At 69.0% G+C, this 20,567-nt stretch carries 14 protein-coding genes; 9 read left to right on the top strand and 5 right to left on the bottom strand.

Annotated features, from left to right (window positions below; genetic code table 11):
- Positions 1 to 9: 9 nt before the first annotated feature.
- Entirely contained in the window at positions 10 to 600 is a 591-nt protein-coding gene (locus B9A95_RS04650; protein WP_245808135.1) for an alginate O-acetyltransferase AlgF, read from the bottom strand.
- Between the two features lie 210 nt (positions 601 to 810).
- Here B9A95_RS04650 and B9A95_RS04645 point away from each other — a divergent pair, with 210 nt between their 5' ends.
- Entirely contained in the window at positions 811 to 2,181 is a 1,371-nt protein-coding gene (locus tag B9A95_RS04645) for an alginate O-acetyltransferase AlgX-related protein (RefSeq protein WP_084045759.1), read from the top strand.
- Positions 2,182 to 2,406: 225 nt separating this feature from the next.
- Here the strand turns inward: B9A95_RS04645 and B9A95_RS04640 are convergent, their stop codons facing one another.
- On the bottom strand, positions 2,407 to 3,252 hold the full coding sequence (locus tag B9A95_RS04640) for a glycoside hydrolase family 16 protein (RefSeq protein WP_084045758.1): 846 nt from the start codon (positions 3,250 to 3,252) through the stop codon (positions 2,407 to 2,409).
- A gap of 659 nt (positions 3,253 to 3,911) precedes the next feature.
- On the opposite strand from B9A95_RS04640, the gene B9A95_RS04635 reads away from it, so the two are divergent.
- From B9A95_RS04635 to B9A95_RS04615, 5 genes are all read left to right on the top strand, one after another.
- Positions 3,912 to 4,118: a hypothetical protein gene (locus B9A95_RS04635; RefSeq protein WP_084045757.1), complete on the top strand. Its 207-nt coding sequence runs from the start codon at positions 3,912 to 3,914 to the stop codon at positions 4,116 to 4,118.
- A gap of 87 nt (positions 4,119 to 4,205) precedes the next feature.
- Positions 4,206 to 5,375 (top strand): LLM class flavin-dependent oxidoreductase, encoded by a 1,170-nt coding sequence (locus B9A95_RS04630; protein WP_084045756.1) that lies wholly within the window; start codon positions 4,206 to 4,208, stop codon positions 5,373 to 5,375.
- Between the two features lie 120 nt (positions 5,376 to 5,495).
- Positions 5,496 to 6,470, top strand: a complete 975-nt coding sequence (locus B9A95_RS04625; RefSeq protein WP_084045755.1) for an aliphatic sulfonate ABC transporter substrate-binding protein — start codon at positions 5,496 to 5,498, stop codon at positions 6,468 to 6,470.
- Entirely contained in the window at positions 6,467 to 7,336 is an 870-nt protein-coding gene (locus B9A95_RS04620; RefSeq protein WP_084045754.1) for an ABC transporter permease subunit, read from the top strand. Before B9A95_RS04625 ends, B9A95_RS04620 begins: the two co-directional genes overlap by 4 nt.
- A complete protein-coding gene (locus B9A95_RS04615) occupies positions 7,333 to 8,061 on the top strand; it encodes an ABC transporter ATP-binding protein (RefSeq protein ID WP_084045753.1) in 729 nt (242 codons plus the stop codon). The genes B9A95_RS04620 and B9A95_RS04615 overlap by 4 nt, the downstream gene beginning before the upstream one ends.
- A gap of 305 nt (positions 8,062 to 8,366) precedes the next feature.
- Here B9A95_RS04615 and B9A95_RS04610 read toward each other — a convergent pair whose 3' ends face one another.
- On the bottom strand, positions 8,367 to 10,529 hold the full coding sequence (locus tag B9A95_RS04610; RefSeq protein WP_084045831.1) for a PAS domain-containing sensor histidine kinase: 2,163 nt from the start codon (positions 10,527 to 10,529) through the stop codon (positions 8,367 to 8,369).
- Between the two features lie 28 nt (positions 10,530 to 10,557).
- Entirely contained in the window at positions 10,558 to 11,628 is a 1,071-nt protein-coding gene (locus B9A95_RS04605) for an SGNH/GDSL hydrolase family protein (RefSeq protein ID WP_084045752.1), read from the bottom strand.
- 276 nt (positions 11,629 to 11,904) lie between these two features.
- Between B9A95_RS04605 and B9A95_RS33205 the strand changes: the two genes are divergently transcribed.
- The 3 genes from B9A95_RS33205 to B9A95_RS04590 all read left to right on the top strand — a co-directional run bounded on the left by B9A95_RS33205 (position 11,905) and on the right by B9A95_RS04590 (position 17,432).
- A complete protein-coding gene (locus B9A95_RS33205) occupies positions 11,905 to 12,048 on the top strand; it encodes a hypothetical protein (RefSeq protein ID WP_170928418.1) in 144 nt (47 codons plus the stop codon).
- 136 nt (positions 12,049 to 12,184) lie between these two features.
- A complete protein-coding gene (locus tag B9A95_RS04595) occupies positions 12,185 to 15,580 on the top strand; it encodes a PAS domain S-box protein (protein WP_084045750.1) in 3,396 nt (1,131 codons plus the stop codon).
- 172 nt (positions 15,581 to 15,752) lie between these two features.
- Positions 15,753 to 17,432, top strand: coding sequence for a polysaccharide deacetylase family protein (locus B9A95_RS04590; RefSeq protein WP_084045749.1), 1,680 nt, complete (start codon positions 15,753 to 15,755; stop codon positions 17,430 to 17,432).
- 160 nt (positions 17,433 to 17,592) lie between these two features.
- Here B9A95_RS04590 and B9A95_RS04585 read toward each other — a convergent pair whose 3' ends face one another.
- Entirely contained in the window at positions 17,593 to 20,523 is a 2,931-nt protein-coding gene (locus tag B9A95_RS04585) for an ATP-binding protein (protein WP_084045748.1), read from the bottom strand.
- Between the last annotated feature and the right edge of the window lie 44 nt (positions 20,524 to 20,567).

Genomic DNA, 20,567 nt, shown 5'->3' with positions numbered 1-20,567 from the left:
GCGTCCGCCTTACTTGGTCTTGGTGCTGCCCATGGTCAGGGTCACGCCCCCGTCTGTTACGACGACGGCGTACGTGTTGCCGCGTTCGAGCTTCACCCCTTTCAAGGTGCCCAGCGCCTTGTCGCCAGCAAAGGCGGCGAGGTCCACCGTCACGCCGTTCACGGCCCGGTTGCCGCTGTCGCCCGCCTTCACGCCCTTGACCACGGTGGTCTTGCCGTCGGCGGTCTTGAGGTCCACGCTGGCGGCCTTGCTGAGGTTGTAGATGACCAGCAGGGCCTTGGCGCGGCTTTCCATGGCCGGATCGGTCAGCAGGACCAGCCGGTTCCCGCTGGGCACCACGCTGTAGAACTTGCCAGCCTCGACCTTCAGTTTGCCCGCCGCCGCGCCCACCTTCGCGTCGAACTCGCCCTGCGGCACCACGACGTACACGCTGGCTGTCCCCTTGTCGGCGGTGACGGCCTTGCCTCCGAGCGTTCCAGCTGGGGCGTTGATCACGCGTACGAAGGCGCTGTTGGCGGGGGGAGCGGGATCATACAGGCCGTTGTCCTCGGCAGCGGCCAGGGAGCCGAGCAGTGCCACGAAAAGAGTAAAGTTCTTCACACATGCACTTTAACGTAGCTTACGCTTTGGAACATCTGAATCTGCCGGGTGTGCCCCCACCTGCGCCTGCCTCCGAGTCGCGCTGCCAGGCATGACCGCTCATCTGCGGCTTGGCGCGGTTTGCCCGTCTGCCATGATGAAGCGCAGAAGTTGCCCCGAGTAACGCGCTCCGCCTCCTTTCCCTGCTCTCCATCCTTTCGAGGTTCACCCATGAAAACCATCCTGCTGAGCGGCCTTCTGGTCCTCTGCTCGTCGGCCCTGGCTCAAACTGCCCCGGCCCAGACTGCTCCGGCGACGCCGGCCCAACCTGCCCAGATCCCGCCGGTTCAGGCCCCACCGGCTCAGTCACAGCCTCAGTCACAGCCCGCCCCGGCCCAGCCGCCTGCCTGGGCCGTGTGCGACGCGGCGCGCGATCCAAAAAACTACAAGGACGACGACCTGTGGGCGGTCATCATCAACCGGGGTGAGGGCGACTGGCTGTTTGGGGAATCGAGCTACTGGGGCTACCGGGACGCGAACACGGCCGCTTCCAAGCCGTACCTGCAGCGCTTTGCTGGCGCCCTGCGCGCTTTGGGCACCGAGCTAATCATCGTGCAAGTGCCGCCCAAGGCCGCCGCTGAGGCCCGGCACCTGGGCAACGGGGTGCCCAAGACGCTCGATCCCCAGTGGGCGGGCGAGACGTACGCCCGCTTCGTTCAGATGCTGGGCGAGGCGGGCATCTACGCGCCGGACCTGCTGGCCCTCTACCGGGCGCAGCCGGGCGACGTGCCCTTCTTTTTCGAGCGCGACCACCACTGGACCCCGGCGGCGGCGGCCCTGACCTCCAAGGCGATCGCAGGGTATGTGGCCGGACGGGAGCTGCTGAAAGACGTACCGGCAGTGGAGTTCACCCTCACCCAGAAGGCGCGGCCCAATACCCAGAGCCTGGGGGGCCGGGTGGCTGAACTGTGCCACGAGAACGTACCAGTTCAGGAATACCAGACGTTGATCAGCACGCCCAAGGCCGAACCCGGCCTGCTTGACGACACCACGCCCCGGGTCATGCTGGTGGGCACGAGCAACAGCTTCCGGCAAGATGAGGATTCGTTCGCCGCTTCCCTGCGCCACGATCTGGGGCGGGATGTGGTCAACGCCAGCGTCAGCGGGGGCGGGCCTTGGTCCGCGCTGGAGCAACTGGTCTATTCCAACGACTTCCGCACAAGCCCACCCAGACTGCTTATCTGGGAGATGAACGTCGAGGCCGACTTCAAGGGCGGCCTGTCACAACTGATTCCCGCCGTGCGCGGAGGGTGCGCCGCGCCGCTGGGGCAGGCCAGGGAGGTGCTGCCCAGCCAGTCCTCCACAGCGCTGAACCTCGCCTCGGGCGATTACTTCTCGGTGCGCGTCTCGGACCCCACCCTCAGGACGGTACCCGTCAAAATCACGGACGCGGCGGGTACCCACACCCTGACCCTCAACCACCAGGGCCAGGGCACGAAGAGCCCGCTGTTTTTCGGCGAACTCGACGCTCCCGCCAGCGCCCTGGCCGTCGATCTGCCCGACACGGCGGGCAAGGTGGACCTGACAGTCTGCAAGGGCTGATCCGGTTTTCGTCCATGGCCGGCGCCGGCCGTGGACCGAGAGTTTCACCGGGCAGACCCGCCATCCTCTTCCGAGGAGGCCTGCGGACCCGAAGGGGAGCGGGAAAAAGGACGTGGCACCGGGAGCTTTTCGGTGCCCTTCTCAAAAGTCGGAACGTCAGGTGTACCCTCGGCCCCTGGGCCGGTCCTGTGCGGAACAGAGCGGCTCGCGTGCCCCGCCCCCACGTTATTTTCCAGCTTCCCGCCAGATGCGGACGTAATCGACGAGCATGCTGCTGGGAAAGACGGTAGTGGCGGGTGGCGTGCCGGGCCAGGTACCGCCGACGGCGAGGTTCAGCAGCAGGGAGAAGGGCTGTTCAAAGACCCAGCGGGTGCCCGCGGGAAGATTGGCCGGGGTGACGCGCTGGTACGGCCGCCCGTCCAGCAGCCAGACGATCTCGTCAGGGCGTTTGATCAAGGTGTAGGTGTGGTAATTGCCGGATGCGGGGTGGCCCAGGTCTGTTTCCCGGCTGATGCCCAGCGCGTCGGAGTAGCCGGGCCCGTGGACGGTGCCGTACACCAGGTTCGGCGTGTGGCCCACCCACTCCATGATGTCGATCTCGCCGCCGTCCGGCCACTCTCCCGGGCCCAGGCTCCAGAACGCCGGCCACAGACCCTGGCCCGCCGGCACCTGGATACGGGCCTCGATCTTGCCGTGCACAAACTCGACCTTGCCCTTTGTGGTCAGCCGCGCGGAGGTATAGCGGCAGGGTTGGTCGTTCCAGCAGGGGAGCTTTGCCTGCGCCGTCTCCGCCCGGATCTCCAGGTGGCCCTGACCGTCGAGGCGGGCGTTGCGGGGAGAGGCGGTGTAAAACTGCAGTTCGCGGTTGCCCCATCCCCCCGTATCGCGGTTGCCGACGTCGTGGTTCCAGAACTTCGGGTTGGGCGGCGTGCCCTGGCGCCCCGTGAACTCGTCGCTCCAGACAAGCGTCCATTCGGGCGAGGACGGGAGGGAGGTCTCGGCCTGCACACCGGAGAGGCAGATCAGCAAGCAGGCGGCGAGGGAGAGTGGAAGCGCGGGAAGTCGGGGCATACGTTCTCCAGGGAAACAGGCTTCGGAGGGACGGGCACGTGGATTTCCCCGTCCTGCCCGGTGACCGCCTGCGGCCGACGCCGAACGGAGCCTGGCGCACTCTAGAGCAGTTCTCCAACGGGCGTGGGTAGGGAAACAGTACGCCACCCACCTTACTTCCCCATTCTGCTCGTCGAAATTCTCTCGCTCTGCTCTCCTGCGCAGCTGTGCCAGTCCGCTTCGCCGCCGTGTCAGCCGAACAAAAAAAGCCGCTTCCTGTGCCCAGCGCTTTGGGGAAACGCGCCGCGGCGTGCAGAAGGTGAACTGGGTTCATCTATCGTAATAGTTGACAAGTTTCATCAACTGATCTACGGTGAACGCAACCCAGAAACGGGTTCACACTTCCCTTCCAGAGCGGCCGAGGGCTTAGGCCCCATGACGCCGCAGCGACCAGGAGCCACATGACGAGGAACCCACTGTTTACGCCGCACCACCTCGCGCCCTCGACCGGGCCGATGTGCTGTTGTCGCTGAGCAGCCGAGGCTGTCCCCGGCTCCCCGGAAAGGAACACTCCGTAGCGCGACTCCAGCGCTTTCCGGTGTTGCCGACGGTGACCCCCCTTCAGCGTTGTCCCGCCCTACACCCCGCCTGACCGGTCCCGCCGTCCGGCCGAGGTTCCCATGACCGAGATTCTGAACGTGCGCTGGAAGCCCGGAACGCTCGATACCCTGCTTGTTACCTCGCCCGCGGGAACGCTCGAATGGAGCGCCCTGATCTTCGAGCGGATCTTCGGCCGGGCCGTGATGGACGCCCTGTACCTGCGGGGGCGCGTGACCGTGACGCGCGAGGCGCTGCCCCAGCAGCACGCGCCCTCCACAGCGGCCTGAACGCCAGCGGCCAGCCCACACCTCATTTTTGTCCCGCCCTTCTCCACGAAGGCCGGAGCCTTCCTCACACCCCAAGCGAGGCCCAACATGACGAATTCCACCCTGCCCACCCCCAACCTCTACTGGTTCATTCCCTCTGGTGGCGACGGGAGCCGACTGGGGCAACCCTCGCGGCCCGCGAACTTCGCGTATCTCAGCCAGATCGCGCAGGCGGCCGACGTGCTCGGCTTCGACGGCGTGCTGCTGCCCACGGGCGGCACGAACGAGGACACCCTGGTGGTCGCCAGCGCCCTGAGCAGCCTGACGCGGCAACTGCGTTTCCTGGTGGCCCTGCGCCCCGGCCTGCTCTCGCCCATCCTCGCCGCGCGGCTGACCGCCTCACTCGACCGGGTGACGGGTGGGCGCGTGAACCTGAATATCGTGTCGGGCAGCGGCAACTTCGACTTCGAGGGCCTGAACCTCTCGCAGGCCGAGCGCTACGAGCTCACCGCGGAGTGGCTGGGCGTCTTCCGCGCGGCGCTGCGGGGCGAGACGGTGAGCCACCAGGGCAAACACCTTCAGGTTCAGGAGGGGCGCTCCCTGCTGCCCAGCGTGCAGCGTCCCTACCCGCCCATCTTTTTCGGGGGCAGCAGTGATCCGGCGCTGGACGTGGCGGGCGAGCACGTGGACGTGTACCTCAGCTGGGGCGAACGCCCCGAGCAGGTGGCGGAGAAATTCGCCCGCGTGCAGGAGCGGGCGGAGAAGCACGGCCGCAAGGTGCGCTTCGGGCTCCGGGCCCACATCATCGTGCGCGAAACCGAGGAAGAAGCCTGGGACGCCGCTGACCGCCTGATCGAGAACATCAGCGACGAGGAGATCGCCCGCTCGCATCAGGCCTTTTTGCAGAGCGGTTCGGAGGGACAGCGCCGCCAGAGCCAGCTCAACGGCGGCACCCGCGAGTCGCTGCGGGTGGGACCGAACCTGTGGGCCGGCGTGGGGCTGGTGCGCGGAGGCGCGGGCACGGCCTTTGTCGGCAGCGCCGAAAACGTGGCCGCGGCCCTGCGCGAGTACCAGGCGGTGGGGGTCGAGACCTTCATCCTGAGCGGCTACCCGCACCTGGAAGAGGCGTACCGAACGGCCGAACTGCTGTTCCCCGCGCTGGGCCGCACCAGCCCGGTCTTCACCCCGCGCGAGGGCCAGGCGCTCACGCACACCTCCACGCCGGTGCTGAACGCCGAGCGCGAACCCGAGCTGACGGGGCGATTCAGGAGCATCTAGCGGCCGGCCGCTGGCCTTGAGCCGTTGGTAGATCACCCTCAATCTTCGGTCCGGGGGCACCGCCGCGTGCCCGCCGGAGGTCCATCACACCCCATTTTTTTGTCACACGGAGTCCCCACAATGACCAAAACCCTGCGTCCGGCCCTTCTGCTCACCACCCTTGCCCTGGCCACTTCCGCTCACGCCGTCACCTTTACCATCGGCTATCAGAAGGGCGGCATCCCCAACATCCTCAAGGCGCGCGGCACGCTGGACGCCTACGCCAAGCAGGGCATCAACTTCAAATGGGTGCTGTTCACGGCGGGGCTGCCCCTGCTGGAGGCGGCCAACGCGGGCGCGGTGGATTTCGGAGGCGTCGGCAACGCGCCGGGCGTGTTCGCGCTGGCGGGCGGCGCGGACCTGAAATACGTGGCGGTCACGGAAAACCGTTCAGACGCCGGAGAGGCCATCATCATCCCGAAAGGCTCAGCGCTCAAGACGGTGGCGGACCTGAAGGGCAAACGCATCGGCGTCTTTCGGGGGTCCAGCGCGCACTTTTTCCTGTACAACGCCCTGAAACAGGCGGGGCTGGGCTTCAAGGACGTCACCATCGTCCCGCTGGCTCCACCCGATGCCCGTCCGGCCTTCGAGAGCGGCACCATCGACGCGTGGACCATCTGGGACCCCTACCTGACCACCGCCTTGCAGGGCACCGGCGCGCGGGTGCTGCGGGACCACAAGGGGCTGGGCCAGGGTGACAGCTATTACCTCAGCCCCAGCGCGGTGCTGAAGGACCCCGAGAAGAAAAAGGCGCTGCAAATCCTGCTCGCCGAGCTGGAGAGGACGTCCACGTGGGCCAACGCGAACAAGAACGCCGTGATCACGCAGTTCAGTGACGAACTGGGCATCCCCAAGAGCGTGCTGGAAGTCACCGTGCCCAAGAGCGTGCCCTTCAACATCCGCCCCTTCCGCGCCTCGGACCTGAAGCCCCTGACCGCCCTGGCGAACGCCTTTACCGAAGTCGGCGTGTTGCCAGGGAAGGTCAGTCTGAGCGCGCAGTCCTACGTGGCCCTGCCCGCCTTCAAGACCGTGCTGGGCAAGCTGGAGACGAAATGACCCAGGTGGACATCACGCAAGACGCCCTGACGGGAGCGATCACGGCCCGCCCGGCCACGGGAGGCGCAGGAACGGGACGCGAGGCGGCCTCCACGCCCCGGCGAACGCCCGCCCGCTGGCAACAGGAGGGGGTGCGCTGGGCCGTGCCGGTGGCGCTGCTGCTGGGCTGGCAGCTGGCGTCGCAGGTGGGGTGGCTGAGCTCCCGCGTGCTGCCCGCGCCGACCGCGGTGGGCGGGGCCTTCTGGGAGCTGGCGCGGACCGGGGAGCTGTGGCACCACTTTCTCGCCAGTCTGGGCCGGGCGGGGAGCGGGGTGCTCCTCGGGGGTGGGCTGGGCCTGCTCCTCGGCATCCTGACCGGCACCTTCCGCGCCGCACACCTGCTGCTCGACAGCACCTTCCAGATGCTGCGGACCATTCCCAACCTCGCCCTGATCCCGCTCGTGATCCTGTGGTTCGGCATCGGGGAAAGTGCCAAGGTCTTTCTGATCGCGCTCGCCACCTTCTTTCCGGTGTATCTCAACACGCTGCACGGGGTTCAGAGCATTGATCCCCGCCTCAAGGAGATGGCGGGGGTGTACGGCCTCTCGCCGCTGGAAACCTTTCGGCGCGTGACGCTGCCCGGCGCCCTGCCGGGCGTGCTGGTGGGCCTGCGCTACGCGCTGGGCATCTCGTGGTTGGCATTGGTCGTCAGCGAGTCGTTCGGCGCGAGTCAAGGCATCGGCTTTCTGGCGATGGACGCCCGCGAGTTTTTCCGCACGGACGTGATCGTCCTGACCATCTTGATCTACGCGCTGATCGGCAAGGCTGCCGACGCCCTGGTGCGTGGCCTGGAGCGCAGGTTGCTTCCCTGGCGGGTGGAGGCGTGACGGCGGCGCTGGACTTTGCCGGGCCCCACAGCGTTCCCGGAGCGGGGGTGCAGCTGCGTGACCTGGCGGTGCACTACGGTGACCGCGCGGTGCTGCACGGGCTGAATCTGGAGATCAACCCAGGGGAGCGCATCGCGGTGGTGGGGGCGAGCGGCGGCGGCAAGACCACCCTGCTGCGGGTGCTGGCTGGGCTGACCCTGCCCTCGGCCGGACAGGTGCGGGTCTCGCACACCCAGGCCTCGCCGCGCATCCGGGTGATGTTTCAGGAAGACCGCCTGCTGCCCTGGCTGGGGGCCCTGGACAACGTGACGCTGGGACTGCCCAAGGCCGAACGCCACCGGGGAGAAGACGCGCTGCGGGACGTGGGGCTGGCCGGACGGGAACGGGCCTACCCCCACGAACTCAGTGGCGGACAGCGGCAACGGGTGGCCCTGGCGCGCGCCCTGGCGCACCGGCCTGCACTGTTGCTGCTCGACGAACCCTTCGGCGCGCTCGACGCCCTGACCCGCGCGGGCATGCACGACCTGCTCGAACAGCTGCTGGGCGAGACGGGGGCCACCACCCTGCTCGTGACGCACGACCTGGACGAGGCGCTGAAGCTGGCAGACCGGGTGCTGCTTCTGGGGGGCGGTGGGGTGGCCGAAGACCTGCAGGTGACGGCCGGGCCACGGGACCGCGTGAGCCTGGAGCCGCTCCGGCAGCGGCTGGAGGAAAGGCTGCATTAGAGCATGTGTCAAAGTCAGGACTTCTTTTTGACCGAGCCCAGCAAGCAAACTTGAATGCGCACTGGGGAGAAAGGAGCCGTGAGGGGAGGGCCACCCCTCACGGCTCCTTTCGGACAAATGCTCTGCGGCAGGCCCGGTGGCCCCCTCACACCAATCTCGAGCCAGTCCCTCTCGCCTTCGGAGCTCTACGGGCCCCGTCAGGGGAGAGGGTCAGCAGTCTTTAGCCCCTCTCACCCACGGCGAGGGGGGCGCTGCACAGCAGTGGGGTGACGGGTACAGCCCGCATGAAGCCTGGCCCCGCGCCCTCACGTCTGCCGGGGCAGCGAGAAGGCGAAGGTCGCGCCCCCGCCCGGCACGCCCTCGGCCCAGACCTGACCGCCATGGCGGTTGATGATCCGCCGGACGTTCGCCAGTCCCACGCCCGTGCCCTCGAACTCGTCTTGCCGGTGCAGGCGCTGAAAGACGCCGAACAGCTTGCCGCTGTAGCGCGGATCGAAGCCCACCCCGTCGTCGCGCACGAAGACCGCCCACGCCTCTGGGCGCTCCTCGGTCCAGACGTCGATGTGGGCCTGGGGACGCGGGCGGGTGTACTTCAGGGCGTTGGACAGCAGGTTGACGAGCACCTGCCGCAGCGTGTCGGGATCGCCGATCACCAGGGGGAGGGGAGAAACCCGCCACTCGACCTGCCGGTCGGCGGCGTCGACCTCCAGTTCGGCCCGCACGTCACGCACGAGTTCGCCCAGGTCCACCAGGCCCGGCCGCAGGGGCAGGCGCGAGGTGCGGGACAGGTCGAGCATGGCGTCGATCAGGGTGTTCATGCGGGCGGTGGCCTCGTCGATCACCGTGAGGTAACGCGTGCTCTTCTCGCCCGCCGCGGCGCCCAGCGTTTTGCGCAGCAACTGGTTAAAGCCCATGATGTGCCGTACCGGGGTGCGCAGGTCGTGCGAGACGCTGTAGGCGAAGGCTTCGAGCTCCTCGTTGGCAGCGGCCAGCTTGCGCTGCTCCTCGGCCAGCTGCGTGACGCTCTGCGCGCGTTCCAGCGCCAGGCCCAGGCTCCGCACGGCGGTGTCCAGGAAGGCCCGCTCGGCGGCCTGCCAGGTGTCTTGAAGCGGCAGGCCCACACCGAACAGCCCCACCGGCGCGCCGTCCACGACGACGGGCAGGAGGGCGGCGCGGCGCAACGGGGCCAGACCGGCCCTCGCCACCTCCGGCAGCGAGCCGAAGCCGTCGTGATAGAACGCCTCCCCGGCGCTCCAGGGGGCCAGCAGCAGGGGTGTGGCGCGGGGCAGGCCGCGCCCCACGCGCTTCCACACCTCGGGGTGCCCGGTGTTCCCCACCTGTGAGCGCAGCCACCACAACTCGCCCTCGGGCTCGAAGTAGGCGGCCAGGCCCTCGGGCCACAGCTTCAGCACGATGTCCTGCGCCCGCCCCACCAGGGCGAGGCGGTCCGTTTCCAGCACCAGGTCGCGCGAGAGCTGCGCGAACGCTTCCAGGGCGCGGTTGCGGCCCAGTGCCTCTTCTTTCTGGGCCTGAAGTTGGGCCACTGCCCCCGCCCGTTCGAGCGCCAGGCGGAAGCTGTCGCTCACCGCGCGGAAGATGGCCTTTTCGCGCTCGGACCAGGCCGGCCGCTCCACCGACGCCATGCTCAGCAGGCCCTGCGCTCCCCCGGGAACGGGAAGCGGGGCATAGGCTGCCGTGACGGCGGAGCGTCCGGGTGCCTGGGATTCAGGGTGGGCAGCGTCCAGAAACGTGACCTCCTCCACCCCGAGGATGGGCGCGAAGGCGGGCGAGGTCACGGGCAGGTCCCCACGCCGCAGGCCAGCCAGTTCGCCGGGCAGATCTCCAGACGCGACGCGCATCTGCCACCGGTCATCCACCCGCTCGTAGTACACGGTCAGCTCTACGTCCAGCACGGCGCGCAGCACCTCGCAGGCGTGCCCGGCCAGCTCCTGCACGTCGGTGGCGCCCGCCGCGCGTCCGGTAAAGGCGGCGAAGGCCGCCAGGGCCGCGCGCTCCTCCTCCAGCTCCCGGGTGCGCTCCTGCACGCGGCGCTCCAGATCGGCGTTGAGCCGCACGAGCTCCCGCTCGGTTTCCTTGCTGCGCGTCACGTCGCGGCTCAGGCCGTACAGGCGCACCATCTCGCCCGATTCGTCCCGCTCGACCATGGTGTGCTGCTCGACCCACAGCGCTCGGCCGTCGTCGCGCAGAAAGCGGTACAGGATCACCGCCTCGTCCTGACGGCCCCGGCGAAAGTCCTCGAAGTTCTGCAGGATCAGGGGACGGTCCTCCGGATGGACGTTGCCGAGGTAGTCGCCGAGCGAGGGGGCCCCGTTGCCTACGCCCAGCAACTCCTGCAGCTCGGGCGAGCGGTAGCCCACCCCAGCACGAAAATCGTATTCCCACGCGCCCTGCTGCGCCGCCCTCAGGGCGAGTCTCAACCGCTCCTCGCTCGCGGACGTGTCAGCCATACGGCTCAGCATAGCGGGCTGGCGGGCTTCAGCCACCCCCTTCCAGGGGAATGCGGAAGTGCAGCTGCGCGTTTCCCGCCGCGAGCAGCGCCCGCGCCAGCTTGAGCTGTCCCCGGGACGACAGGTGCAGGCCGTCGAGCGAGAAGTCGGGGCCGAAGGGCTGCTCCGCCCGCAGGGGGTCCGGCGCCGGACGGGCGAGAGACGCCATCACGCCCGCCACGTCGAACACGAGCGCGCCCGTCTCGGCGGCCAGGCGCGTCAGGCCCGCGTTGTACTGCCGAAGCGTGTCGCGGATGCGCCCGGCCTCGGCAGGGGTGACGGCCGCCGGGGCACTGCAGTCCACCGAGCGCTGGGTGAGCAGGAGGCGGATGTCCACCCGGTTGGCCGAGGTTCGGCAGCTTGGCGCGCCGTAGCCGTAGCGGAAGATCAGCGGCCCGGCCACAAGCAGCGGCGCGGCCGTCACGTCGGGCACGGTGAGCAGCACGACGCGGGCCCCCGTGGGCCGCAGCGCCTCCAGCACCGCGCGGTAGGCGCTCAAAAACTGAGCGGGCGGCGTCACCCGGGCCGGATCGCCCGAGGAGACAGCCTCCTGCACGTCATTGGCCCCGACCCACACGGTGACGAACTGCGGGCGCGACTTGCGGGCGGCCGCCACCTGCGTCAGGCGTGGCCCGAGGATGAGCGTGTACATCCGGCGCGTCAGGTCGTCGGGCGCGTTCTGGGCCGTGCGGCCCAGCAGGTCCGCCACCCGCGCGCCCGGCACCGCCAGGTTGTTGTTCTGCACCCCGGGCACCGCCCGCACGCACGAGCGCCCTGCCTGGAGCGGCTGCCCCAGGGGAGGTGGGCACCCCGGGGACTGTCCGAGCGCCAGCCCGAAGGGAATGCCCGCCAGCCGCGCGATCACCGCCGGGTAGGCGTCCCGCTGCGCCTGCGGGCCCAGGCCGCCTGACTGGAACCCGGCGGTCAGCGAGTCGCCCAGCGCGACGTACACGGCCCCCGGCGCAGGTGAAGTGGGCGGGGGCCGTGCGGGCGCAGGGACTCCGGCAGTGACGATGGCCACGAGCAGGGCCGCCAGGGGCAGGAGACGGAAGCGCTTCACTCAGGTGACCTTAAAAGCGCCGTGCATGAAAAGGATGTTGCGGTCGTGGGCGACTCTACGCCTCACCGCCCTTTTTGCCCCCCGCCCTGCTCTCCCTCTCATCGAGGGCCCTGCCGGGGTGCCCGCCACCGGCGTGCGCCTGACCCTGCCCACCGGCTTCACACCCATGACGCCCACCACCGCCCTCAAGCGCGGGGCACACCGTCTATTCGGCGGCAGGGCCGAGCTACGCGGTGAACACTCCCTTCTCGCTGCGGGACGTGGCCCTGCCGCCGGGTGGCGCACGGCACCAAAAAGGTGGCTGGGCGCGAGTGGACCGTGCTGCGCTTCCGGGTGGACGGCCTCGGCACGCCCATCCACCACCACCTGCGTGAGACGCGGCAGGGAGACGAGACGCTGCTTGCGGAACGGCCAACGTGACCAAGAAGCTCTACGCGCAGTACGCGGCGCAGCTTGCCGGGGAAATAAAGGGCCTGCGCTGAGAAGGGGACACCAGTCCGGTTCACGAAATCTTTAAGAGGCGGAACAGTGGGGCAAAAGCCTCTACCATCGGGGGGTGACGCTGCCGTCCGGTTCGTCCCACCTGCCCGACGCGGCTCCCGGCTTCCTGGAAACGCTGTTCCTGCACAGCCATGAAGGCGCGGCCCTATGCGACGGCGAGCTCTGTCTGCTGCGCGTCAACGCGGCCTTCGCTGCACGGATGGAACGGGCGGGAGCGGACCTGACCGGCCGGCAGCTGACCGAGGTTTTTCCGGGGCAACCGCAGGTGTTGCTCGGGGCGTGCCGGCAGGTGCTGGAGAGCGGCGAGGCGCTGGAAGATCTGCTGCTCTCGCTGGGCGAGCGCGCCTGGCGGGTCAGCGCCTACCGGGTGGGCGGGACGGGGGAAGCCGGACCGGGCGGTCCGGCGCTCGCGCTGCTCCTGCGCGAGGGCCAGATGTCGGGGAGCCAGACGCCGCCAGAACCCCAGAGCGGTGGGGACGGCGGGCCTGAAGAGGACGCGGTGGGTGAGGCGCAGGCGCGCGCGTTGCAGGAGCTCACGAGCGCACTCTCGGGCGCAGTGACGAGTGAGGACGTGCAGCGGCTGGTGCTGGAGCAGGCCGTGCGGCTCACCGGGGCGTATGGAGGGACCCTGATTCAGGCGCTCAACCCACAGACCATGTATATGGTGGGTTCTTTCGGGTATGCCAGTCCCATCGGTACCACCTGGACGCGCTTTCCAAGTGACGACGGATTTCAGGTGGTGCGGGCCATGCGCGAGGGGCGGGCCATCTTCTCTTCCCTGCAAGACGTTGCGCGGGACTTTCCCCAGATGCTGCCGCTGCTGCAGTCTCCGACACGCGCTATTGCGGCGCTGCCGATGCAGGCGGGCGAGACGCGCTTTGGCCTGGCCCTCTCGTTTACTGACGAGCACGGTCTCCAGCTCAGGCAGCAGGCCTTTATCTGTACCGTGGTCGACCAGTGCGCGCAGGCGCTGTACCGCGCGCAGCTGTACGACGCCGAGCGGCAGGCCCGGCAGCGGTCCGCGTTTCTGGCGAAGGTGGGGAACCTGCTCGCGCAGTCGCTGGACGTCGGGGAAACCCTGCGGAGCGTGACCCGGCTGGCGGTGGAGCAGGTGGCCGACTGGTGCGCGGTGTACCGGCCAGCACCGGGCGACGGGCTCCTGGAACCGGCCGCCCTGGCCCACCGCGATCCGGCGCTGGTGGACCTGCTGCGCGAGTACCTGTCGCGCTTTCCCTCCAACCCGGACGAGCCCGGGACCACCGCCTGGGTCTTTGGAACGGGGGAGGCGGTCTTCGTGCCCGTGCTGTCCGAGGCGGTTCTCCAGAGCCTGTCCGAGGAGCGCGTGCAGTACGTTCGTCGGCTGCAGGTGCACTCGCTGGTCTCGGTGCCGATGCGGGTGCGGGGGATCAACATCGGGGTGCTGAGCCTGGCGACGAGCACACCCGAGCGCACCCTGACCCCCGCCGACTTCGAGCTGGCGCAGGACCTCGCGCAGCAGGCGGCGTTCGCGCTCGACAACGCGCAGCTGTACGGAGACGCGCAGCAGGCGCTCGCGCGCTACCGCACCTTGATCGACGCCTCGCGTCAGATCGTGTGGACGTCCAACGCGGCGGGTGAACACGTCGAGGAGCAGCCAGGCTGGGAAGCGCTCACCGGCCAGACCCACGAGGAATACCTCGGGGAGGGCTGGGCCGCGCGCATTCACCCGGACGACCTGCCGGCGGTCCACAACGCGTGGGCGCGGGCGGTCACGACCGGCAGCGTGTACGAGATGCAGCAGCGGGTGCGGGTGCGGGACGGCAGCTACCGGCACTTTCACGTGCGCGCTGTGCCGATCCTGGACAGTGACGGCACGGTGCGCGAGTGGACCGGGGTGGACACCGACATCACCGAGCAGCTCGAGGCCGAGCGGCAGCTGCGTGAGCGCGAGGCCCGCTACCGCGCCCTGGTGGAACACGCCGCGCTGGGCATCGTGCGCATCGGGCTGGGCGGGCAGCTGCTGGAGGCCAACCCGGCGGCCGAGGCCATGCTGGGTTACCGCCAGGACGAGCTGCTGAACCTGACGGCAGCGGACCTGACTCCGCCCGAGCGCGTGGCTGGAGTCACGGCCACGCTGGGCGAACTGCTGCGCGGCAGGCGCGACATCCTGTCGATGGAGGAGCAGGTGGTGCGCCAGGACGGCCGGCGGCTGTGGGTCAACGTGACGGCCAGCCTGGTGCGGGGCGACGCGGGCCAGCCGCTTTACAGCGTGGCGCTGCTCGAGGACGTGACCGAGCGCCGGCAGCACGAGCGCGAGCGCACCCGGCTGGCACGGGTGGTCGAGGAAAGCACCGACTTCATCGCCTTTGCGGACCTGGACGACAACCTGGTGTACCTCAATGCGGCGGGCCGCAAGCTCGTGGGCCTCGGCGGGGAGGTGCCGCACGGCCTGACCATGGCCAGACTGATCCCGCCGGAGGACGAGGCGCGGCTGCGCCGGGAGGTGTGGCCGCAGGTGCGCCTCGCGGGACACTGGGAGGGCGAGACGCGCTTCCGGCACCTCGTGAGCGGCGAGGACATCGACGTTCACCGTTCGGTGTTCGCCCTGACGGACCCCACCACCCACGAGCGTTTCGGGTACGCCACCGTCAGCCGCGACATCCGCGAGCGCAAACGCATCGAGGCCGAGCGCGGAGCGTGGCAGGCCACCCTGGAGGGCGAGGTGGCGCGGCGCACCGCTGAGCTGCAGGAGGTGAACGCCGAACTCGACGCCTTTTCCTACAGCGTATCGCACGACCTGCGCGCGCCCATCCGGCACGTGGCGGGTTTCGCTGCCATGCTCCGGCGCAACCTCGAGCGCGATCCGGCCAAGGCGGACCGTTTCCTCACCATGATCGAGGAGGCGGCCATCCGCATGAACGGCATGGTCGACGCCCTGCTGGAACTCGCGCGCCATGGCCGCCAGCCCCTGCGGGTCACGCCGGTGGACCTCGGCGAACTCGTCCGGAGCGTGCGGCTCGACCTCGATCCCGAAACCGGGGAACGTGAGGTGCTCTGGAACGTCGGCCCACTTCCCACCGTTCAGGGCGACGCGCCGCTGCTGCGGCAGGTGCTGTACAACCTGCTGTCCAATGCCCTCAAATACAGCGGGCGCGAGGCGCAGGCCCGGGTCACCGTGAGTGCCCAGCGCGCCGTCACCCCTGAGGGCCAGGGCGAATGGGCCATTCACGTGCGCGACAACGGCGTGGGTTTCGATCCGGCCCTGGCGGACAAGCTGTTTGGGGTGTTTCAGCGCCTGCATACCCCTGAGGATTTTCAGGGCACCGGCGTGGGCCTCGCGAATGTGCAGCGCATCGTGACGCGGCATGGCGGACGCGTGTGGGCCGAGTCTCAGCCCGGCGAGGGTGCCACCTTCAGCTTCAGCCTACCGGATGGAGGCGGGGCAGCCGGGGACGCCGCCCCCGATCTTTGAACTGGGTGAAAGTTTCTTCACGCAAGGAGGGGATCGCCCCCCCCATCATTCCACCGGTCCGCCTTGCACTGAAAGTGTGAAAAATTCTATAGAATGAGGTGAGCAATCTCCAGGGAAGCATCTGGAGCGCTGAATTCGGCCTACTTTCACGCTGGCTATCAGGAGAAAAACCATGACGTACCGACGCCGGACGGCCCCTCTTGCGGCCCTTTGTCTCTTCCTTACTGCGTCCCTCTCGGCCTGTGCCAATGATCCAGGCCTGAATCAGGGCCCCTCACAAAACGCGGCTGCGGCGGCAGATACCCTGGGGGCCTTCCAGCTCACCCTGGGCAACCCGGCAAGCGGCAGCCTCAGCGCGCAGGGCCTGCACCCCCAGGCCAAGCTCAAGCCGATCTTCCCCGTCGACACGGTGGACGTGCAGTCCTCGCGCTCGGGCGTCTACGATGACGACCTCGCCAACCGGCGTTACCTGTGGATTTCGTTTGACCTGACCAACGTCTCCAAGACCACCTTCAGCAACCTCTCGCTGATCGCCTACGCCCCGGCGCAGGGCAGCGTGGCCGGCACGGCCATCTCCGGGCTGATCAATCCTCAGGGCCAGCCCTACACCAACTCCATCGTGGCCCGCAACATCCGCCCCGGTGAGTGGCTGAAGACCGCGCCCACCGAGTTTTCCAGCTTCGGCTTCACGGCCCTCACGGAGGACGAGGCGCAGCGGCTCGAGGACAAGGGCCGGCAGAAGGGGCTGCTCGAGCGCGGCGACGACGTGCTGGAATACGGCTTCAACGTGCTGAACAGCGCCACAGGCAGCCAGGTGCTGCGGCCCGGCGAGAAGGGCACGCTGACCCTGGTGGTCAAGCTGCCGCTGGTGGACGAGAACACGCCCCGCGAGTTTTCCATGAACCTGCTGCTGTCGCAGTCCAACCGTGAGCGCGTGACGCGCCTGGTGGGCGAAACCACCGCGAGCGCCGCGGCGCGCGCCGCGAGCACCGGAGCCGAGGAGCTCGCCCTGATCGGCGACCTCGACAAGGACAGGGCCCCGGGTGGCCTCAAAACCGTGCGGATTCCCAACGTCCGCCTGACCACGGGGGCCAAGCCCGTCTACCTGGTTGACAACGAGCCCGAGCCGCAAGGCTGCCTGGGCGGCGTCACGCCCAACAGCCTGGGTGCGCAGGCCACCGCGACGTCACCGGGGCCCATGATCACCTTCATCACCGACGACGCGTCCAAGGCCGACAAGACCAAGCTGCTGCCCCTCTTCAAGGCCAAGGGCATCGTGGCGACGAGCGCCGTGATCAGCGGGCAGATGACCAATCCCGACCCCTATTTCCTGGGGCTGGAGGGGGTGCGCGAGCTCAAGCAGGCAGGCTGGGAGATCGTGAGCCACACGGTGAGCCACCCCGACATGACCACCCTGTCCGACGAGGACCTGCTGCGCGAGGTGCGCGACTCCAAAAAGGAGCTGGCCCTGTTCGGATTCAATACCGACACCCTGGTCTACCCCTACGGCCAGCAGGACGCGCGGGTGCGGGCCGTGGTGTGCAAGTACTTCCGCCACGGGGTGCTGGCCTGGGGTGAGGGCAACACGCTGCCCCTGACCACCAACTACCAGATTGGTCGCTACGCGCTGGGCGCGTATGCCAACGGCACCTGGGGCACGCTGGACTTCTACAAGGCCACGGTGGACCAGGCCGTCAAGAACAAGGACTGGCTGGTCTTTATGATTCATCCAGGCGACGAACTGCACACCGACCAGCAGCAGGAATACCTCAGCCAGACCATCGACTACATCAAGGGCAAGGGTGTGCCCGTGGTGACGATGGGTGAGGCGCTGCGCCGCATGGGGCGTTAAGGGCAGCGGACCTGGAGCGCGGGGAGGTGGCGAGCGACATGCTCACCACCTCCCCGCTTCTTTTGAGCCCGCCTCTTCCCGGCAAGGAGGAATCTGCGCGCTCCAAATGATCTACGGGGTGAGTTCGAGCGGGGCAAGCGGGAAACAGACTCCCGCCGTGTCAGGAGACTTCGCGCTCCGCTCCGGGCAGGGTCAGGAAGAAGGTGCTGCCCTGCCCCGGCACGCTTTCGAGCCACAGCTGACCGCCGTGGCGCTCCACGATCTTGCGGCTGACGGCCAGCCCCAGGCCAGTGCCCTCGATGTCGTCCTGGGCATGCAGGCGCTGGAACGGCACAAAGACCTGTTCGTGGTAACGCGCGTCGATGCCTACGCCGTTGTCGGCCACCGCGAAGCGCCACAGGCTGCCCTCGGGCTGGGCGGTGACGTGGACGCGCGGCGGCACTTCCGGGCGGCGGTACTTCAGCGCGTTGCCGATCAGGTTGACGAGCAACCTCGACAGCTGGCCCTCGTCGGCCTGCACCCAGGGCAGCGGGCCGGACGTGACCCAGCCGCCCGACGCTTCGAGCTCGGGCCCGAGCAGCTCCACCACCTCGCGCAGGGTATTCGCGCTGTCCACCGGTTGCGGAGGGCGCTGCTGGGTATGCACCCGCGAAAAGGCCAGCAGGTCGTCTACCAACCGCTTCATGCGCTCGCCCCCCTGCACGATGTGACTCAGGTACGTATGCCCCCGCGCGTCGAGGCGCTCCCCGTAGCGTTTTTGCAGCAGGCCGGCAAAGCTCGTCACCGCGCGCAGCGGCGTCTGGAGGTCATGGCTGGCAACGTAGGCGAACTGCTCGAGCTCCTGGTTGGAGCGGCGCAGGTTCTCGTTGGCCTCGCGCAGCGCCGCCTCGGCTTGGTAACGCTCGGTCACGTCGCGCATCGCCACGACGGCCCCCAGCGTCTGTCCTCCCTCTCCGAGGACCGGCCCCCCCACGCTCAGCACAAGGCGGGACTCGCCCTCCCGGGGGCGGACAACCATCTCCACGTCGCGAACCTGCTCGCCGCGCCACGCCCGGTAGAGCGGCACCTCTTCCATCCTCATGTGCCGGCTGCCGTCCGGGTGGTACAGGCCGTAGTGCTCGGCCCAGCGCTCGGGTGGCAGCGGCGCCAGCGGCAGGCCGTGCAGCTCTGCGGTGCTCTCGTTGAACAGGGTCAGGCGGCCGGAGGCGTCGCAGGCCACGATGCCTTCAGACAGGCTGCGCAGCACGCCCGACAGAAACACCCGTTCACGCTGCAATTCGCGCAGGGCGTCCGCCCGTTCCAGGGCCAGCCCCAGCGCGCGCGCCGTGGTCTCCAGCAAGACGCGCTCGGGGGCCGCCCAGGGCCGCACCTCGTGGGTGCCCACCACCAGCACGCCCCGCGGCTCTCCCCCCACCAGCACTGGCAGGGTGGCCGTTGCGCCGATGTCTTGCAGTTGGGCCGCAGCGGCAGGCGTCGTGCCGGGATCGTAGTGCTCCTGGTAAAAGGGCAGCCCCGTGTCGAAGGGCCGGTCCACATTGGGCGTCTCGCCGCGCGGCAAACCCAGTTCCAGGACGGGCCGGACCGCCGGATTCCTGAAGGTCCCCCGCGAGGACTGCAGCCGCCAGCGTCCCGCGTCCAACTCGTAGTAGGTGCTGACCCCCTGCGGCAGCAGGCCCACCAGAATGTCCTGCGCGCGGCCCACGAGCGCGGCCGGATCCTGTTGAGCGCTGAGGTCGCGCGACAGCTCGGCGAACGCCTCAAGCGCCTGTGTCCGCGCCGCGAGCTCGGCGGTGCGCTCAGCCACCCGGGCCTCGAGGTCCGCGCCCCGCCCCCGCGCCTGTTCGTACAGCCGGGCGTTTTCCAGCGCCAGGGCCGCCCGGCGGGCCAACTCCTGCACAAAGGGCACGTCCCCCTCGCTGAAGCTGCGCCCGGCCTGGTACAGGGCCAGGCTGAGGGTGCCCACCACCTGCCCGCGTACCGCCAGCGGCACGAGCAGCGACGAGCCGAAGCCAAAGGCGCGCAGCAGCCTGCGCTGCTCCTCGGAAATCGGCAGGGCGCCCAACATCTCGTCGGTGATGCGCGGCAACAACACCGGCACGTTCTCCCGGTAGACCCTGGAGACCGCGCCCATATCGTCTATCCGCTGCGGAAAGGCGGTCAGGTACGCCTCGGCAACCCTGCCCCTCTCCGGGTCACGGTGCGTGTAAGCCTGGGGGTGCAGGGTTCCGTCGGGCCTCAGGAGATACACCGCGCACCAGTCGGCCAGGACCGGCACGGTCAGCCGGGTCAGCCGCTGCAGGGTCTCGTCCACATCCAGGTTCTGTGCGAGCGTCTCGCCCGCGCGGGCGAGCAGCGTCAGGCGCAGCTCGGCCTCCTTGCGGGCCGTGGAGTCACTCACGGTTCCCAGCAGCCGCGCGGCCGGGTGGGAGACGTTTCCCTCGGCGCGCAGGTGGTGTTCCAGCCACACCTTGCGTCCGTCGCCCCGCAGGAAGCGGTGTTCCACCCGAAGCGTCTGCGGGCTGGCCGACTCGGCCGCCTGCGCGAACGTCGCCCGCACCTCCTCACGGTCTTCCTCGTGGACACGTTCCAGAAATGCCGTCAGGGGCAGAGGCGTTTCGGTCAGCTCCAACTGCCGCAGGGTTTCAGGCATCATGGTCAGCTGCCCGGCCGCGACGTCCAGGCTCCAACCTCCCAGACCGCTGGCCTCCTGCATCAGGCGCAGCTGTTCCCCGGCTTCCTTGAGGTCGTTGACGTCCTGAACGGTCACGAGGAGGAGCGTCGGAGGCCCCACCGGGGAGTGCAGGCGACCCCGCACCCGGCACCAGCGGTACGCTCCGCTCGCCGCGCGCAGACGCAGCTCTGCTCCGGCCACCCCGCCTGGTTCCTGGGCCCGCTCCAGCAACCGGGCCCAGGATTCGCCGTCGTCCGGGTGAACGGGAAGCGGCTCCCGCTGGTTTCCCGGCGTCTGTCCCGTCCACTCTGTAAACGCCTGGTTGACCGCCAGCGCCACGCCCTCCCGGGTACACACCAGGGCCGGCAGGGGCAGGTCATCGAGAAATTCCGGCAAACCTGCTGCAGGCGGCTCAGACACCCCGTGATGTTAACGGCTGCGGAGGACGTTGTCCTGGAGGGTGG

The organism is Deinococcus hopiensis KR-140 (assembly GCF_900176165.1).
In the GTDB taxonomy this organism is placed as follows: Bacteria; Deinococcota; Deinococci; order Deinococcales; family Deinococcaceae; genus Deinococcus; species Deinococcus hopiensis.
This window is presented reverse-complemented; position numbering and strand designations above follow the sequence as displayed.

Excerpts from the sequence above, each read along its gene's own strand:
- B9A95_RS04625 (WP_084045755.1), top strand. The coding sequence starts at position 5,496 with ATGACCAAAACCCTGCGTCCGGCCCTTCTGCTCACCACCCTTGCCCTG.
- B9A95_RS04590 (WP_084045749.1), top strand. The coding sequence starts at position 15,753 with ATGACGTACCGACGCCGGACGGCCCCTCTTGCGGCCCTTTGTCTCTTC.
- B9A95_RS04635 (WP_084045757.1), top strand. The coding sequence starts at position 3,912 with ATGACCGAGATTCTGAACGTGCGCTGGAAGCCCGGAACGCTCGATACC.
- B9A95_RS04645 (WP_084045759.1), top strand. The coding sequence starts at position 811 with ATGAAAACCATCCTGCTGAGCGGCCTTCTGGTCCTCTGCTCGTCGGCC.
- B9A95_RS04610 (WP_084045831.1), bottom strand. The coding sequence starts at position 10,529 with ATGGCTGACACGTCCGCGAGCGAGGAGCGGTTGAGACTCGCCCTGAGG.
- B9A95_RS04630 (WP_084045756.1), top strand. The coding sequence starts at position 4,206 with ATGACGAATTCCACCCTGCCCACCCCCAACCTCTACTGGTTCATTCCC.
- B9A95_RS04620 (WP_084045754.1), top strand. The coding sequence starts at position 6,467 with ATGACCCAGGTGGACATCACGCAAGACGCCCTGACGGGAGCGATCACG.
- B9A95_RS04640 (WP_084045758.1), bottom strand. The coding sequence starts at position 3,252 with ATGCCCCGACTTCCCGCGCTTCCACTCTCCCTCGCCGCCTGCTTGCTG.